Source organism: Soonwooa sp. (assembly GCF_030151385.1).
Taxonomy (GTDB): Bacteria; Bacteroidota; Bacteroidia; order Flavobacteriales; family Weeksellaceae; genus Soonwooa.
In genome coordinates, this window is the sequence record NZ_JASLDS010000075.1 from 1 (window position 1) to 16,922 (window position 16,922).

At 36.7% G+C, this 16,922-nt stretch carries 16 protein-coding genes; 12 read left to right on the top strand and 4 right to left on the bottom strand.

All coding sequences use genetic code 11. From position 1 onward, the window contains the following. Positions 1-13 precede the first annotated feature (13 nt). The 8 genes from Q1V95_RS15925 (at position 14) to Q1V95_RS15960 (ending at position 9,518) form a co-directional block, all read left to right on the top strand. The gene (locus Q1V95_RS15925) at positions 14-1,375 is read left to right on the top strand and encodes a c-type cytochrome (RefSeq protein ID WP_300675707.1); all 1,362 of its coding nucleotides are present in this window, start codon (positions 14-16) and stop codon (positions 1,373-1,375) included. A 21-nt stretch (positions 1,376-1,396) separates the two neighbouring features. After that, positions 1,397-4,429 (top strand): TAT-variant-translocated molybdopterin oxidoreductase, encoded by a 3,033-nt coding sequence (locus tag Q1V95_RS15930; RefSeq protein WP_300675708.1) that lies wholly within the window; start codon positions 1,397-1,399, stop codon positions 4,427-4,429. A gap of 18 nt (positions 4,430-4,447) precedes the next feature. Beyond that, positions 4,448-5,845, top strand: a complete 1,398-nt coding sequence (gene nrfD, locus Q1V95_RS15935) for an NrfD/PsrC family molybdoenzyme membrane anchor subunit (protein ID WP_300675709.1) — start codon at positions 4,448-4,450, stop codon at positions 5,843-5,845. Then, on the top strand, positions 5,832-6,353 hold the full coding sequence (locus Q1V95_RS15940) for a DUF3341 domain-containing protein (RefSeq protein ID WP_300675710.1): 522 nt from the start codon (positions 5,832-5,834) through the stop codon (positions 6,351-6,353). The genes nrfD and Q1V95_RS15940 overlap by 14 nt, the downstream gene beginning before the upstream one ends. After that, complete coding sequence (locus tag Q1V95_RS15945) at positions 6,346-7,068, top strand: cytochrome c (protein WP_300675711.1); 723 nt, start codon at positions 6,346-6,348, stop codon at positions 7,066-7,068. Before Q1V95_RS15940 ends, Q1V95_RS15945 begins: the two co-directional genes overlap by 8 nt. Before the next feature lie 9 nt (positions 7,069-7,077). Then, on the top strand, positions 7,078-8,412 hold the full coding sequence (locus tag Q1V95_RS15950) for a quinol:cytochrome C oxidoreductase (protein WP_300675712.1): 1,335 nt from the start codon (positions 7,078-7,080) through the stop codon (positions 8,410-8,412). Between the two features lie 82 nt (positions 8,413-8,494). Next, the gene (locus Q1V95_RS15955) at positions 8,495-9,190 is read left to right on the top strand and encodes a 3'-5' exonuclease (RefSeq protein ID WP_300675713.1); all 696 of its coding nucleotides are present in this window, start codon (positions 8,495-8,497) and stop codon (positions 9,188-9,190) included. A gap of 1 nt (position 9,191) precedes the next feature. Continuing rightward, positions 9,192-9,518, top strand: coding sequence for an SUF system Fe-S cluster assembly protein (locus Q1V95_RS15960; protein ID WP_300675714.1), 327 nt, complete (start codon positions 9,192-9,194; stop codon positions 9,516-9,518). Here Q1V95_RS15960 and Q1V95_RS15965 read toward each other — a convergent pair whose 3' ends face one another. Together Q1V95_RS15965 and Q1V95_RS15970 are read right to left on the bottom strand one after the other, a co-directional pair. After that, positions 9,519-9,923, bottom strand: a complete 405-nt coding sequence (locus Q1V95_RS15965; RefSeq protein ID WP_300675715.1) for an OsmC family protein — start codon at positions 9,921-9,923, stop codon at positions 9,519-9,521. Positions 9,924-10,006: 83 nt separating this feature from the next. After that, positions 10,007-10,855, bottom strand: a complete 849-nt coding sequence (locus tag Q1V95_RS15970) for a hydroxymethylglutaryl-CoA lyase (RefSeq protein ID WP_300675722.1) — start codon at positions 10,853-10,855, stop codon at positions 10,007-10,009. A gap of 165 nt (positions 10,856-11,020) precedes the next feature. Here Q1V95_RS15970 and pepT point away from each other — a divergent pair, with 165 nt between their 5' ends. From pepT to Q1V95_RS15990, 4 genes are read left to right on the top strand one after another with little or no spacing between them, the layout of a single operon-like run. Next, positions 11,021-12,271 carry a peptidase T gene (pepT, locus tag Q1V95_RS15975; protein ID WP_300675716.1) on the top strand — a complete coding sequence of 417 codons (1,251 nt, stop codon included), beginning with the start codon at positions 11,021-11,023 and terminating at the stop codon, positions 12,269-12,271. Between the two features lie 9 nt (positions 12,272-12,280). Further along, positions 12,281-12,700, top strand: coding sequence for a SufE family protein (locus Q1V95_RS15980; RefSeq protein WP_300675717.1), 420 nt, complete (start codon positions 12,281-12,283; stop codon positions 12,698-12,700). Continuing rightward, positions 12,697-13,668, top strand: a complete 972-nt coding sequence (locus Q1V95_RS15985; RefSeq protein WP_300675718.1) for a glycosyltransferase family 9 protein — start codon at positions 12,697-12,699, stop codon at positions 13,666-13,668. Before Q1V95_RS15980 ends, Q1V95_RS15985 begins: the two co-directional genes overlap by 4 nt. Continuing rightward, on the top strand, positions 13,665-14,561 hold the full coding sequence (locus Q1V95_RS15990; protein WP_300675719.1) for a glycosyltransferase family 2 protein: 897 nt from the start codon (positions 13,665-13,667) through the stop codon (positions 14,559-14,561). Before Q1V95_RS15985 ends, Q1V95_RS15990 begins: the two co-directional genes overlap by 4 nt. Before the next feature lie 70 nt (positions 14,562-14,631). On the opposite strand, the gene Q1V95_RS15995 is transcribed toward Q1V95_RS15990, so the two are convergent. Both Q1V95_RS15995 and Q1V95_RS16000 read right to left on the bottom strand, forming a co-directional pair. Further along, positions 14,632-15,078 carry a VanZ family protein gene (locus Q1V95_RS15995; protein ID WP_300675720.1) on the bottom strand — a complete coding sequence of 149 codons (447 nt, stop codon included), beginning with the start codon at positions 15,076-15,078 and terminating at the stop codon, positions 14,632-14,634. 207 nt (positions 15,079-15,285) lie between these two features. Next, on the bottom strand, positions 15,286-16,578 hold the full coding sequence (locus Q1V95_RS16000) for a T9SS type A sorting domain-containing protein (RefSeq protein WP_300675721.1): 1,293 nt from the start codon (positions 16,576-16,578) through the stop codon (positions 15,286-15,288). Positions 16,579-16,922 lie beyond the last annotated feature (344 nt).

Below are 16,922 nucleotides of genomic sequence, written 5' to 3' on the forward strand. Positions count from 1 at the left end.
CAAGATTAATTAAATGATTAGTTGGAGAAAGCATTATAAAAAGAGTTTGATAGCAATAGGTTTGTTGCTATCGACTAGCGCTTCTATTCATGCACAAGGAGATCCAAAGAAAGGCCAAGATCTTTTCAAAGCCAATTGTACCGCTTGCCACGCGCTGGACAAGCAGATGATTGGACCTGCTTTGGGCGGTATTGTTGATAAGGTAAAGAAGGAGCAAGGTCTGGGACCAGACTGGTTACACAAGTGGATTAAGGATAACAAAGCACTTAGAGCATCAGGCGATAAGTATGCTAACCAAATCTACGAGGAGTTCAACAAAGTTGAAATGTTGCAATTCCCGAATTTGTCAGAAGCAGATATTGATAATATCTTAGCTTATACGACAGATCCGCCAAAAGAAGAGCCAAAGGCTGATCCTGCTGCTGCAGCGGCAACGGATGCTTCTGCTAACGGTCAACAATCAAAAGATGGTCAACTTAACTCACAAGCAATTTTAGCAGCATTTGTTGTTATTGCTGGTTTGTTACTTTGGTTGTTAGTGAAAATTAGACAATTAGTTAAATTACAACAAACACCTGAGTTGTCTGATCTTAACTCAACAAGAGTTAATAGCTTCTCAGAACTTTATAAGAAATACAGCTTTGTAGGTAAAGGTGTTATCGCGATTCTAGCAGTATTAGCATTGTACGGTGTTTGGAATTCATTAATGTGGATCGGGGTATACAAAGGTTATAAGCCTGAGCAACCTATCCATTTCTCGCACAAGATCCACGCTGGAGAAAATAAAATCGACTGTCAGCTTTGTCACTCTGGTGCTAAGTACGGTAAGGTTTCAGAAATCCCTTCAGTTAACGTATGTATGAACTGTCACAGAAGTATTTCTGAGTATAATGGTAAATACATGGAGCCAGGAAAAGATAAAGCATTCTATGATGGAGAAATCCAAAAGATTTATGCTGCTGCTGGTTGGGATGCTGCTAAGCAACAATATACAGGAAAGACTTCTCCAATCGAATGGACAAGAATCCATAATATGCCAGATTTCGTTTACTTCAACCACTCTCAGCACGTTGTAGCTGGTGAGAAAGCGATTATCTCGTCATTCAATAAGAAAAATCCTGCTAACCAAATTGATGTGGTTTGTAAAGCTTGTCACGGTAAAGTTGATACTATGAATGTAGTACAAATGGCGAACGACTTTACAATGGGATGGTGTATAGAATGTCACAGAACAACAGAAGTTGACATGACTAATGGATACAACCAAGAGTATTTCAAGAATCTTCACGACAAGTTGAAAAAACAATACGGAGAAGGTGCTAAAATTACTGTAGATGCTATCGGTGGTCTAGAGTGTGGTAAATGTCATTATTAATAACAAAAATTAGAAGTATCAATGGCTTCAAATAAAATACAATTCAGAAGTATTCACGAACTAAAAGACCAAACGCTTAATGCGAAGTTGGCTCAAAAAGAATTTCAGAACGAAATTCCAGTAGATGAATTCTTAGGAGATGCGGATAAAATGAATAATTCCGGAACTTCCAGAAGAGACTTCCTAAAACTTTTAGGATTCTCTACTGCAGCTGTAACACTTGCAGCTTGTGAGGCGCCGGTTCTTAAAACTATTCCTTATGTGGTTAAGCCACATGACATCATTCCTGGTATTCCTAATTATTATGCATCATCATATTTTGATGGTTTCGATTTCGCTAGTGTTTTAGTAAAAACGAGAGAAGGTCGTCCAATCAAAATTGAACCAAATCCAACTGCTGGAAGTTTAGGTAAAACTAATGCGAGAGCACAGGCGAGTGTTTTGTCGTTATACGATAATGACAAACTAAAGCAACCTAAACTAAATGGTGCTGACGAATCTTTCGATAAGGTTGATGATTATGTTATCAAAGGTCTTAACGAGGCACAATCGTCTGGTAAGAAAATTGTTTTATTATCACACACTTTGCCAAGTCCAACTTTCAAGAAGTTGTTTGGTGAGTTCAAAGCAAAATATCCACAAGCTGAGCTTGTAACTTACGAAGCTTATCCTCATGCTGCCGCATTGGATGCTGCTGTTGAAGTGTTCGGACAAAGAGCTTTACCAGTTTATGATTTATCAAAAACTGAGTTAGTTGTTTCTTTCCGTGCAGATTTCTTAGCAGATTATAACGCAGGAAGTTTAGAAACTTCTTATGCTGAAGCTCGTAAGCCAGGTGCTAGCATGTTAAGACACATCCAAGTGGAGTCTAACATGTCATTAACTGGTGCTAATGCTGATACAAGAATTAAACTAAAACCTAGTGATGTTAACAAAACGCTAGTTGAAGTATATAACGGTCTTAACGGTGGAACCAATGATAAAGTTGCACAAGAAATCGTTAAAGAACTTCAAGCTAAAGGATCAAAAGCAGTTGTTTTTGCTGATGGTTCTAAAGCGGCTTATGTTTTAGCACACTTAATCAACCAAAAATTAGGTTCTGTTGCTTTCACTGGTAAAGCTAACATGCTTAAAGATTTTGATGCTGCTAGATTCAATGAGTTTGTTGGTTGGATGAATGGTGGACAAGTTGGTGTATTGATCACAAACAATGTTAACCCAATCTATTCTAGCGCAAACGGTGAAGCTTTCAAATCTGCAATGGCAAAAGTTCCTTACACGGTAGCTGTTGTTGACAAGAAGAATGAAATTTGCAAAGCTTCTAAAGCGGTTATTCCTGTTGCTAACTGGTTAGAATCTTGGGGTGATATCGCTCCAGAAACTGGTTCTTATTCATTAATGCAACCGACTATCCAAAAGATTTACAAATCTAGACAGATTGAAGAATCTTTATTGGTTTGGATCAATGGTAAAGGAAGTCCTGCTAATGATTATTATACTTACCTAAAAGCAAATGCTGCTTCACTTCTTGGTGGAACATCATTTAACAAAGCTTTATATAACGGATTCACTTCTGCTGCAGTAGGATCTTCAATGTCTTACGCTGGTGGTAATGCTGGTCAAGCAGTTTCTGAACTTAATGCTTTCAAAGCTTCGGATTTAGAACTTCAATTATATCTTAACACAGCTATCGGTGATGGTACACAAGCTAACAACCCTTGGTTGCAAGAATTACCAGATCCAATTACGAGATTGTCTTGGGATAACTATTTGACAATTTCTCCAAAAGATGCTGAACGTTTAAAAATTGAGAATGATCTTAACGGAAGAATGCAGTTAAACGGTTCTGTTGTTGACTTAACAGTTAATGGTAAAGAGCTTAAAAACGTTCCTGTATTTATCCAACCAGGTCAAGCTGACGGTTCTGTAGGTTTAGCTTTAGGTTACGGTAAAAAAGATTCTGGAAAAGTTGCTGAAACAGGTGTTGATGCTTACGTTTTATTTGACGGTGCTAATACTGTTTTATCAAATGTTTCTCTTAAGTTAACTGGTGAAGAGCACGAGTTTGCAGGAATGCAGCTTCAAAATACATTAATGGGTCGTTACGAGATTGCTAAGGAAGTTCCTTTAGCTGATTTCATCGGAAAACCTGTTGAAGCTTGGAACAAGCCATTAGAAATGCACACAATCGGAGGTGCTTTGCCAATTGGTAAAATTGACCTTTGGGATTCTTTTGATGATACTGATGGACCACACTTTAACCTTTCTGTAGACCTTAACTCTTGTACTGGTTGTGGTGCTTGTGTTATCGCTTGTCAGGCTGAGAACAACGTACCAGTTGTTGGTAAAGAAGAGATCAGAATGTCTCGTGATATGTATTGGTTAAGAATTGACCGTTACTATTCTGCAAGAGAAAAAATCGAAAACAAAGAAGCGGTTGATAGAGGTCTAGATGTACCTAACCTTTACAAAATCTTGATCCAACCAAGTGAAAGTCCAGATGTGATTTTCCAACCAGTAATGTGTCAACATTGTAACCACGCACCTTGTGAAACTGTATGTCCAGTTGCGGCAACATCACATGGTAAGCAAGGTCAAAACATGATGGCGTACAACAGATGTATTGGTACTAGATATTGTGCTAACAACTGTCCATACAAAGTGAGACGTTTCAACTGGTTTACATATAACCTTAATGATAGATTTGATTTTAATCAAAATAATGATTTAGGAAGAATGGTTCTTAACCCAGACGTTGTTGTAAGAACAAGAGGGGTTATGGAGAAATGTTCTATGTGTATCCAAATGACACAGAATGTTATCCTTGAAGCTAAGAAAGAAGGCAGAAGAGTTGCTGATGGAGAATTCCAAACAGCTTGTTCTAAAGCTTGTTCTACAGGTGCAATGAAGTTCGGTGATATGAACGACATTAACTCAGAAGTTAGAGCATTATTCGGCGGCAAGAGAAAATATACTTTGCTGGAAGAGATTGGTACTAAGCCAAACGTATTCTACCATGCGAAAATTAGAAATAGAAAAGAAAACAACGTTTAAATAATAAATAGGTAAAAAATGTCAGGACATTACGAAGCTCCGATAAGGGAACCTTTAATTATTGGTCATAAGACTTATCACGATATTACGGAAGATATCGCAAGACCTATCGAGGAACGTGCAGGTAAATTATGGTGGGCATCACTATATGCAGCATTAGTACTTTTCATCTACGGATTTGGTTGTATCGCGTATACAATTGGGACTGGTATTGGTGCATGGGGATTGAACAGAACTATTAACTGGGGTTGGGATATTACCAACTTCGTATGGTGGGTTGGTATTGGTCACGCTGGTACACTAATCTCCGCTGTACTATTATTATTTAGACAAAGATGGAGAATGTCGGTTAACCGTTCTGCAGAAGCGATGACAATTTTCGCGGTATGTCAGGCAGCGATTTTCCCAGTTATCCACATGGGTCGTGTATGGGTAGGATATTGGGTGTTCCCATTGCCTAACCAATTCGGTTCACTTTGGCCTAACTTTAACTCGCCTCTACTTTGGGACGTATTCGCAATCTCAACTTATTTCTCTGTATCAGTAGTATTCTGGTTCATGGGACTTATTCCTGACTTTGCAATGATTAGAGATAGAGCTAAGACACCATTCAACAAGAAGATGTATACAATTCTTGCTTTCGGATGGGGTGGTAAGGCAAAACACTGGCAAAGATTCGAAGAACTTTCTTTGGTTCTTGCAGGTTTAGCAACACCGCTAGTATTCTCAGTGCACACGACGGTATCATTTGACTTTGCAACTTCGGTTATTAAAGGATGGCACTCAACAATCTATCCTCCATACTTCGTTGCTGGTGCGATCTTCTCAGGATTCGCGATGGTACAGACGTTATTGTTAGTTGCTAGAAAAGTTTGTCACCTAGAAGATTATATCACAATGTACCACATTGAGATTATGAACATCGTAATCATCCTAACAGGTGGTATGGTAACAGTGGCTTATGCTTGTGAATATTTTATCGCTTGGTATTCTGGATCAAGATTCGAAGATTTCGTATATCTTTCTCCTGGTGCAGCAACTGGTCCTTACTGGTGGGCATTCTGGGCGCTAATCATTTGTAACTTGGTAGTGCCAGCATTATTCTGGTTCAAGAGAGTAAGAACTAACATTATTGCAACATTTATCATTGCATTAATTATTAATATCGGTATGTGGTTTGAGCGTTTTGACATTATTGTTATCAACTTGTCAAGAGACTACTTACCATCTTCATGGACAATGTTTATGCCGACAATTATTGACGTTGGTGTATATCTTGGTACAATCGGATTCTTCTCAGTATTATTCCTATTATATGCAAGAACATTCCCTGTAATTGCACAAGCGGAATTGAAGAGTATTTTGAAAATTTCAGGTGAAACTTATAAAGCAAAAGAAGGAGATGAGCACCACTAAAATTATATACGGACTATACGGCGACGACGATGATTTAATGCACGGCGTTAAGGCCTTCACCGATAAAGGAATTAAAATTAATGAAGTCTACACACCTTTCCCAGTTCACGGGCTAGATAAAGCTTTAGGCCTTAAGAAAACTAGAATTTCTGATGCTGCTTTCTTCTACGCACTTTATGGGGTTTCTATCGGTGCTTTGACAACATATTATATGATGAACCACGACTGGCCACAAAATATTGGTGGTAAACCATCTTTTGATTGGGGACACAATATGCCAGCTTTCGTAGTTCCGATGTTCGAATTAATGGTTTTCTGTGCGGCACACCTTATGTCTTTAACTTATTTGGTTAGAAACAAAATGTATCCAGGTGCTAAGCCTCAGAATCCAGATCCAAGAACAACGGATGACAAGTTCCTAATGGAATTCATCACTGATGATGTTGAAACTGTTAAACAAGTTTTGATCGATACAGGTGTTGAAGAAATAACTGTTAAAGATGCTTAAGATGAACAAGAATATTTTTAAAATTACCGCAGTCCTTGGATTAGCAACTGTTCTATTGAATTCTTGCAGTAAGGAAAATCCACCTTTGGTATATTTCCCTGACATGTACTTCCCAGTAGCTTATGATCCATTAATGAAGGCTGAAGATGCTTACTCTAAGCACGAAAACGAAATTCCTTTGTTTGCAGCTAATGGTTTTGCGACAGGTTTAATACCAGTTGAAGGAACTGTTTCTCAGAATAAAGATGGTGTTATTGACGAAGAAGGAAATCCTAAAAACGTTGATGAATATAACGCTGGTTACGATAAGTCTAAAACTTTAACAGTATCTCCTCTAGATCCTAAGAATGCTGCAAAAGATTTAGAAAGAGGTAAAATCTTATTTGACCACACTTGTTCTGCTTGTCATGGTACAGGTGGAGATGGTCAAGGACCAATTGTACAAAGCGGTGCTTACTCTGGTGTACCAAACTATAAAGATAGAGATGTTACTGTAGGATCTGTACATTATGTACTTTCGCATGGTCGAAATGCCATGGGATCTTATGCAGGACAACTTAATCCTGGTGACCGTTGGAGAGTTGCAATGTATGTTATGAACGCTTTCAAAGCTAGTGCGACTCCAGCAGCGGCAGCTCCTGCAACTGATGCGGCAGCGCCAAAAGCTGATGACAAACCAGCTACTGAAGAAAATAATACTAACACTAAAAAATAGAAGTAAGAAATGTATAGTTTTTCCCCTAAGTTGAGATTATATTCAATTATACTGATTGTTGCTGGGTTAGTGTTATTCATTGCTGGATATGCCTTGAACAAAAGTATAGACGATACGACCATTAGTCATTGGATGGAGATGGCTCATTCTGGTGGTCATGATGCTCCATCGCACTCAAGTGAAATGATTGGTCCACAAGATCATCAAGCACACTTGGAGCATGCAAAAATGCAAGTAGGAAATCAGCCTTTAGCAGCATTGCATGTTGCAGCGGTTTTCTTATTCGGTGTTAGTTGTGCAGCATTATTCTTCTACAGTATTCAACATGCAGCACATGCTGGTTGGTCAATTATTGTAACAAGAGTAATGGAAGCTGTTGCTTCTTTCATCCCTTATGCTGGTGTTGTTTTAATAATCATTGTATTGTTAAATGCATTCCATGCCGGACATTTGTTCCATTGGATGGATCCGAGTTTAACAGATCCTAATTCGATTAACTTTGACGTTATTCTTTATGAAAAGAAATTGTTTCTTAACATTCCTTTTTATGTTATCAGAACTTTTATCTATGTTATCGGAGCAACGTTCTTTGTTTATAAATTAAAAAGTGTTTCTAAAAAAGTTGACGATACTAACGGAGACAGAAAAGTATATGCAAGTCTTTATAACTGGAGTGTTGGTTATATCGCATTCTTCGGATTTGCATCAGCTTCTTGGGCTTGGGATTGGTTAATGTCAATTGACCCACACTGGTATTCTACATTGTATATTTGGTATTCAATGGTAAGTTGCCTATCAACTGCAGTTGCAGCAATCATTTTGGTAAGTGTTTATTTAAAGAAAAAAGGAGTTTATCCTCAATTCAATGATAACCATTTACACGATTTAGGTAAGTTCTTATTTGCGACAAGTATGCTTTGGACATACCTTTGGTTCTGTCAGTTCATGCTTTATTGGTATGCTAACGTACCAGAGGAAATTAACTATTTCTTGGGTAGATTTACATATTACGCGCCAACATTCTTACCAATGTTAATTGTTAACTTCCTAATGCCATTACTAATTTTAGTAAGTAGTAGTGTTAAGAGAAATTACAAAGTGGTAACATTTGTTGCAGTAGTTGTAATCTTCGGTCACTGGGTAGATTATTTTAATATGGTAATGCCTGGTACAGTTGGTCCTTATTGGAATAACTTGCCAACATTCTTATTAACTGTTGGTTCTTTCGCAGCATTGGTAGGATTATTTATCTTCGTTGTGATGACAGCTTTAACTAAGTTGAAATTAATGCCAACTGGTAACCCATTCTTCCACGAATCAGAGATTTACGAATATCCTTTCTAAGAGATATTGTTATTTAGAATTTGAAACCCGGCTTTTGTCGGGTTTCTTTTTTTGTTTAAATTAGGTTAAAATACAATAGGCTATGATTAAAAATATACCCATCGAAAAGATTATGTTTCTCGATATTGAAACAGTACCTCAAGCGGAAGCTTGGTCTAGTTTGGATGATCAAACGCAATACCTTTGGGATAAGAAAACCAAGTTCCAAAGAAAAGAAGATGTTCCTGCAGATACATTCTTTGAGGAAAGGGCAGGTATCATGGCAGAATTTGGAAAGATTGTCTGTATTTCGATTGGGATGATGGACGGTCATGACCAGCTCAAAATTAAATCCTTTTATGGAGATGATGAGAAAGCCTTTCTTTTGGAGTTTTGTGAGATTTTCAATAGCCCTAGACTTCGTGATGTGATTCTTTGTGCACATAATGGGAAAGAATTTGATTTCCCTTACATTGCACGTCGTCTTTTAATCAATGGGATTAATCCGCCCAATGTTTTTCAAATGTTTGGTAAGAAGCCATGGGAAATTCCGCATCTTGATACCATGGAACTTTGGAAATTCGGCGATTGGAAGTCTTTTGTGTCTTTAGAATTGTTAGCGCATATTTTTAATATACCAACACCAAAAGACGATATAGACGGCTCTCAAGTAGCATCAGTTTATTATCTAGAAAAAGACTTATTAAGAATAGTGAAATATTGTGAAAAAGATGTCTTAACTTTGTGCAATATTTTCAGACGAATGCGTCAAGAAGATATTGTTAAACGATTAGACTAAAATGAAATATACAGACGAGCAAATTGCGGACATTGGTGATAATATCATTAGAGAATTAAAAACCATTTTTGACCCAGAAATTCCTGTTGATATTTACGAATTGGGATTGGTGTATGATGTGCAGATTTCGGATGATGGTGATGTGGTTGTGGTAATGACATTAACTTCGCCCAATTGTCCTGTTGCAGAATCTTTGCCCATGGAAGTTGAAGAAAAGGTAAAATCTGTTGATGGCGTTAATTCTGCCAAAATAAACCTAACTTTCGAACCTACATGGACAAAGGATATGATGAGCGAAGAAGCACGCTTCGAGCTCGGAATGTTGTAATTAGTTCTCGTATTCGAACATCATAATAACCTTGATATCTGGGTTTAGGCTCAGATATACTGGGGAATTATGCGCCGTATCTTCTATAAATTTCTTTTCGTCCGCCGTATAAGCGTGCGGAAATTTGAACACACAGAAGATTTCGCCAATTCTTCTTGGTTGGAAGTACATTGTCTTTTTTAATTCGCAAGTAGCATCCTTGATGTTGATGTTTCTATCTTTTCCAAGAACGCTAATCGATGCAAAAATGCTTTGTGCTAAAGAAGTTGCAAAAAGATCTGTTGGTGAGAAGTTCTCTCTTTTGTTAAACGCATCTTGCGGAATAACAATATGCATGCTGTTCCCTGAATCATTGTGTAAGGATTCCATGGCGTTGTCGCCCAAATAAGTCGTTTTAGAAGTCATAGTTTTCGATTTTTTATGCTTTATAAATTTAGCTAATTAATTGCAAATTAGATAAATATAATTGCTGATATTTTTCAGATTTATTAAAAATGAAAAATATCCTTAGCTTTATTGTAAGCACTTTCGAAATTCAACATATTTTGATGAATATCGATTTTTTCTACAGCCATAAAATTGAAAACTTGCTCAGTTGGCATATTTCCTACCAAATCATCTTTTGCCATTGGACATCCTCCAATTCCTTTAATTGCGCTATCAAATCGTGTACAACCTTGGTCGTAAGCGGCTTTTAGTTTTTTGTAAGAATCTTCGTAGCGATTATGAAGATGTGCGCCAAAGTTAATGTTTGGATATTTTGAAGGGATTTTGTTAAACAACAAGCTAATTCTGTCAACATCGCCAACACCAGTTGTATCAGACAAAAGGATATCTTTAATACCTACTTCGTCAAAGCGTTTTGCCCAAAAATCAACATCTTCCCAAGTCCAGTTTTCACCATAAGGATTTCCGAATGCCATAGAAAAATATAGATTGAGTTGTCTGCTTTCCGCTTTTGTTATTTCGTGGATTTTGATGATTTCTTCGAAAGCATCCTCACGACTTTTGTTGGTATTACGATGTTGAAAGGTCTCCGAAATAGAAAACGGAAATCCTAGGATATCCACACTTTCATGTTCCAAAGCTTTTTCGGCACCACGAAGATTGGCAACAATAACCGAAAGTTTGGTGTTAGAAAGTGATTTATCAATTTCGTCAACCACCGTTGCAGAATCTGCCATTTGAGGCATCGTCTTCGGATTTACAAAGCTTGCACAATCTAGGACGTCGAAGCCAACTTCCATTAAAGAATTAATGTAATTTATCTTTTTTTCGGTTGGGATTAGTTCGCCCCAGCCTTGCATAGCGTCCCTTGGACATTCTGTCAAAAACAGTTCTTTCACAATTAAGATTTTTAATCTACCAAATATTAGAGCAAAGCCTGTCTTTTTAGCTTTTTAAATTGAAAACTTTATAGAAAATCTCTATTTAGAAAAGCCTGTAAGCATTTGCCATTCCATGCATAAATATATAACTTTGCTTTCATATACCAAAAAAGGATGAAAGCAATAGATTTTACTGCAGATTGGCGCAAAAAATTGGTCGATCGTTTTATTACATACGTTAAAATTTTCTCTACTAGTGATCCAGAAAGCGATACGACGCCGTCTACGCCGCAACAATGGGATATGGCAAAATATCTTTTCAACGAGTTACAGGAGCTTGGTCTAGAAGATGTGAGCATGGATGAGCATGGTTATGTATTCGGATTTATTCCATCAAATATCGAAGAAAAAGTTGCTCACGTTGGTTTCATCGCGCATTATGATAGCACACCAGATTTTAATGGTGTTGATGTTAAACCTCAGATTTGGGAAAACTACGATGGCGGTGATTTGTTATTAAATAAAGAAACAGGTTTTGTATTGTCATCTGAAAAGTTTACAGATCTTAAAAAATATATTGGTCAAACAATTATTACAACAGACGGAACGACCTTGTTAAGTGCTGATGACAAAGCTGGTATTGCGGAGATTGTTACTGCAGCAGAATATTTGTTGGCGCATCCAGAAATTAAACATGGCCGCATTTCGGTTGGTTTTAATCCAGATGAAGAAATTGGTCGAGGCGCGCACAAATTCAATGTTGAAAAATTTGGTGCAGAGTGGGCTTATACCATGGATGGTGGCGAAATCGGCGAGTTGGAGTATGAGAACTTTAACGCAGCTGGCGCGGTTATCAAAATTACGGGTGTGTCTGTACATCCAGGATATTCATTTGGTAAAATGTTAAATGCTGGATTGGTTGCTTCAGAATTTATCCAGTCGCTTCCTGCTAATGAGACGCCTGCAACAACTAAAGGTTTTGATGGTTTCTTCCATTTGACCGATTTTACAGGAGATGTTGCGGAAGCTAAATTGCAATACATTATTCGTGATCATGATGATGCTAAATTTGAAGCGCGTAAGCAATTAATGGCTGACAAAGTAGCTGAAATTAATGCAAAATATGGTGCTAACACAGCGACTTTGGAAATTAAACCTCAGTATCTTAACATGAAAAAGCAATTCGAGGGCAAAATGCACATTATCGATATTGCAGAGCAAGCTATGAAAGATGCGGGCGTTGAACCAAAGATAAAAGCGATTCGCGGTGGTACAGATGGCGCACAGTTGTCGTACATGGGATTGCCTTGTCCTAATATTTTCGCTGGTGGACATTATTTCCACGGACCTTATGAGTTTGTTCCGATAGAAAATATGGAGGCAGCAACATGTGTTATTATTAATATTGCACAGTCTATCAAATAATTTTTGAACATGACTATTAAAGAAAAACAACAGGAATTGGTGGACGAGTTTGCTTTTATGAGCGACTGGGAAGAAAAGTATGAATATATTATCGACCTTGGAAAATCTCTAAAGCCGATTCCTGATGATAAAAAAACAGATGAAAACCTGATTAAAGGTTGTCAGTCAAAAGTGTGGATTGATGCTCGTTTTGAAGATGGAAAACTCTATTTCGATGCAGATTCTGATGGGATTCTTCCTAAAGGAATTGTATCAATGTTAGTGAGCATCTACAGCGGACATTCTACACAGGAAATAATGGATTCTGATTTTGATTTTATTTCTGAAATCGGACTTCAAGAATTTTTGTCACCATCAAGAGCTAATGGCTTGATGGCAATGACGAAGCAAATTAAATTTTACGCAGTCGCTTATCAACTCAAAAAGTGAAACGAATTTTAGCATATCGATTTTCGGCATTCGGTGATGTTGCGATGACGGTTCCTGTTTTTAGAGAATTTCTAGAGCAGAATAAGGATGTGGAAGTTATTTTTGTAAGTCGCAAAAATTTTGCGGATTTATTTGATGGTGTTCCTAATCTAAAATTTCATGGTGTTAATTTCGAGAACTATAAAGGTATTCTCGGAATTCGGAAACTAGGCCGCGAAATGTTGAAGCTTTATAAGCCAGATTTTGTTGCGGATTTTCATGATGTGATTAGGACAAAGTTAATTGATTCTATTGCAAAACGCCATGGATACAAGGTTTTTAAAATCAATAAAGGCAAGGAAGAAAAAGAACATCTTACAGACGTTTGGAACCTTGACAAGATTCAACTGAAAAGAACGGTCGAGCGTTACGCAGACATTCTTCGAAAAATGGGTTATTCTTTTGATTTGTCTTATCAACTCAGAAGTCGTGTTCCCGACGAGGAAAGAGAAGCGATTGGATTTGCACCTTTTGCTCAACACAAGGGCAAAATGCTTCCTTTGGAAAAAGCCTACGAAGCTGTAAAGCAGTTGGCAAAGCATCATAAAGTTTATTTCTTCGGTGGCGGAAAAGAAGAGTCAGAAATTCTTTTGCGTTGGGAAACCGAAATTCCAAATACGCATAGTCTTGCCGGAAAACTGTCATTAAAGGAAGAATTAGAGGTTATTGCAACACTAAAAGTCATGATTTGTATGGATTCTGCCAATATGCATTTGGCGAGTCTTATGGGCACACGTTGCATCTCGGTTTGGGGAGCAACGCATCCTTTTGCAGGATTTTTAGGCTATGGACAATCACTTGATGATGTTGTACAAGTCAAAGATTTGACGTGTCGTCCTTGTTCGGTTTTTGGTGATAAGGAATGTTTTCGTGGTGATTATGCCTGCTTGGAAGAGCTTCACGTTCAACAGATTTTAGAAAAAGTATGAGGCTTTCGATTTGTATTCCTATTCATAATTTTGATGTTAATAATTTAGTTTCAGCACTCAAATCCGAGATTGAAACTAAGAATCTTGATGCCGAAATTGTTTTGATTGATGATGCTTCGAATGCAAAGTTTCAAGAAATTAATTCTAAAGTTAAGGTTGATACTTTTGAGATTTTAGACCAAAATATTGGCCGTTCTGCGATTCGGAATTTATTCTTAAAATATGTAAACGGCGATTATCTTTTGTTTTTGGATTGTGATGGGAAGATAATTTCGGACAACTTTATTAGCGATTATTTACAAGCCATTAAACTGAATCAGCCAGATGTCATCTACGGCGGAAGAATTGTTGATGCTCAAAAACCCGAAAAAGATTTTCAGCTGCGTTGGAATTATGCTCAAAAACGTGAGAATTTAAGTTTAAACAAACGTATTCAAAAGCAATATTTGGGTTTCCAAACTAATAATTTCGTTATTAAAAGAGCAGTTTTTAATGTTTTTAAATTTGATGAAAAATTAAAAAACTATGGCTATGAAGATTTGCTTTTCGCCATGGAATTAAAATCCGCAGGAATCCATATTCAACATATCGACAATCCGATATTTAATAATGATATCGAGACTAATAGCATCTTTACCGGGAAAGCTGGTGAAGCTGCCGAAAGTCTTGCTTTAATTTTGAAAGATGACAAGACTAAAGATAAAGTTGCAGATCTCAAGTTAACGCGAGCCTATCGACAATTAAAAAATTACCACTTAGAGTCTTTATTTAACCTTAGTTTTTATGTGTTTGAACCCTTTTTAAAAACGAGATTAAAAATGGGAAATGCACATCTTCGAATTCTAGATTTTTACAAACTAGGAATCCTATCACGGAAAATGTCGAAAGACTAAGATTCTGTTGTAAAGAACTATTATAAAAATTCTGTTGAAAATTTTTAAACAATTTCTCAATAAACAAGAGTTAAGCGTACTCGACAGCTGGTTCTCTTTCGAACATCCAATCTTCGTAGAAGAATTTTACCAAGCTATATAGTAAATAGCCTAAAATCATCCCTACAGTATTCAGAAACAAATCATCGACATCTGCTGTACCGCGATGTGTCCAGAATTGCGTTAACTCAATAATTGTAATCGCAATCGGGAAACCTATTAGCAGTTTTGGGAACGAAAAATACTTTTGGGAAAGAAGTCCCATCCATCCAAATGGCATAAAAACAACAATATTTCCGATAATGTTAACAGCGAAATGCTGTGCTTCTACTTTGGAATTGAAAAAGATATTTATGGTTCGGAAAGGGTGTATTTGTAGATAGCCAACAGGTCCAGCTATTCGTCCACAACCATAAAACATCATGTATAATAAAAACAGTGTATAAAAACCTAGCAATGGTCCATAATATCTCTTCATAATCTTCACATTTTTGCAGTTTTTTATAATAACGCAAAATCTCCAAAAAGATTTTTTATTTATTTAAACTATTAAAATGGATGCAAAAACGATTCCTTTGAAAGGTGAAGTAGATAAAAAATCTTAATTTTAAGAAATTTTAATATTATGATAAATAAAAAGGCCTCGGAAATTCCGAGACCCAACAATATATAATAGTTATGATTTTTACTTCTTAATTAACTGATGTACAGTGGTTTTAGAATTTGACGTGATTTTAATCATGTAGTTGCCAGCTGGAAGTTTTGAAATATCGTATTTTTCTAAAGAAGTGTTAAATTTTTCAACCAATCGACCTTCCATATTGATAACTTCCACTGTATCAATCTTATTTTTCGGCGACTGAATTGAAAAATATTGACTAGTAGGGTTGGGATAAATTTTAATATCTGCTGTTTTCGCTTCAGTCGAAGTTGCTAAAAAAGCATCATCCAATTTAATCATCCAACCTTGGGATGTCAATCCGCCATTAAGGTAGCCGCCAATGTATTTTCCATTATTTGAGATACTTGAAGCTGTTCCCATTAGATCTACGCTAACTGGAATATTTTGCGCTTGTAATAGATCTTTAACACGCTTTGGCTTTGTCCATCCAGGTTTATACACAATGGCGTCATAAACAGTTGGTGATACAACACCATAACCAACCGCTGTGCCATCATCGGATATTCCTAAAAAGAAAGTCATTACCAATCCATCTGGTAATTGGGTCATTACTTCTTCTCCTGTATTAATGTTGTAGGTAAACGCGTATCCTTCTTTGTAACCTGCTATGACGTTATTGTTATTGATCGCATAAGCAATGTTGTTAATATTAGAAGAACCATGGATGCTAATTTCATGGATTTTCATGTCAGCCATATTGATGTAGATAGGCGTTCTGATTCCACTAATATTGTTTTCCTTGTAATCTGCCCAACCTGTCATATAACCATTATCATTAACGCTCATAATCCTGATGTAGCGGTATGGCGAATTGGCGTCGGGAATTATTGGTGTGAATTCCTGAGTAACTGTGTTGTAAAGAAATGCTCCAAATACAGTCGAAGCTTCTGACATATTACCAACGACATATTTTCCAGATGTAGAGATTTTATATACATCAAAACTAGAGTTTGCTGGATTCGAATTCGGGAACCAAGGGATTCTGTCCCATCTTGTTGATGGTGCTATTTTAACACCAGGTTGTTTTAGAGTTGTCGAGTTTTCCATATAGATACTCCCAGCGATGTCTCCATTATTATTAATGCTATTAAAATTAGTTACAGTGCTTTCTTTTGTTGTAAAAGCATTGCTAGCATAATTGTAAGTTCTTGTATTGGTAACAGCGTTACCAAGATCATTAACTGATACAATAGCGGAAGCAATTGGTGTAAATGGTCTGAATTCTGTTTGCGCGAATCCAAGATTAGCAATTGATATTGTTGCTAAGGCTAATCCAAGTTTGTAGATGTTCTTCATATTAATTTTTGTTGAATTGTCTAGCAAACTTAAATATGCTTTCAACAAAATCCTAAAGTTTGTTTTTTAAAATGGCTGAATTTTGAAAGTATTATGCCATTAATAAACTTTTTTTGGATTTAATATTTATACCTGAACTGTTGCGACTATAAGCGAGAATAGGCCGTTTGAAGTGTGTTTGGTAGTTTAATAAAGAAAATATAGGATCAGTCCTAAAACCAGGGGAGGGTTTTGAAAAAAGCATAAATTTGTGATATGCTAAATGAGACAGAATTACTTAAATTATTACTGCCCGAATACCTAATCAATCACTTTGAGATAGTAAAGTTCGAAGAAAAAGATAA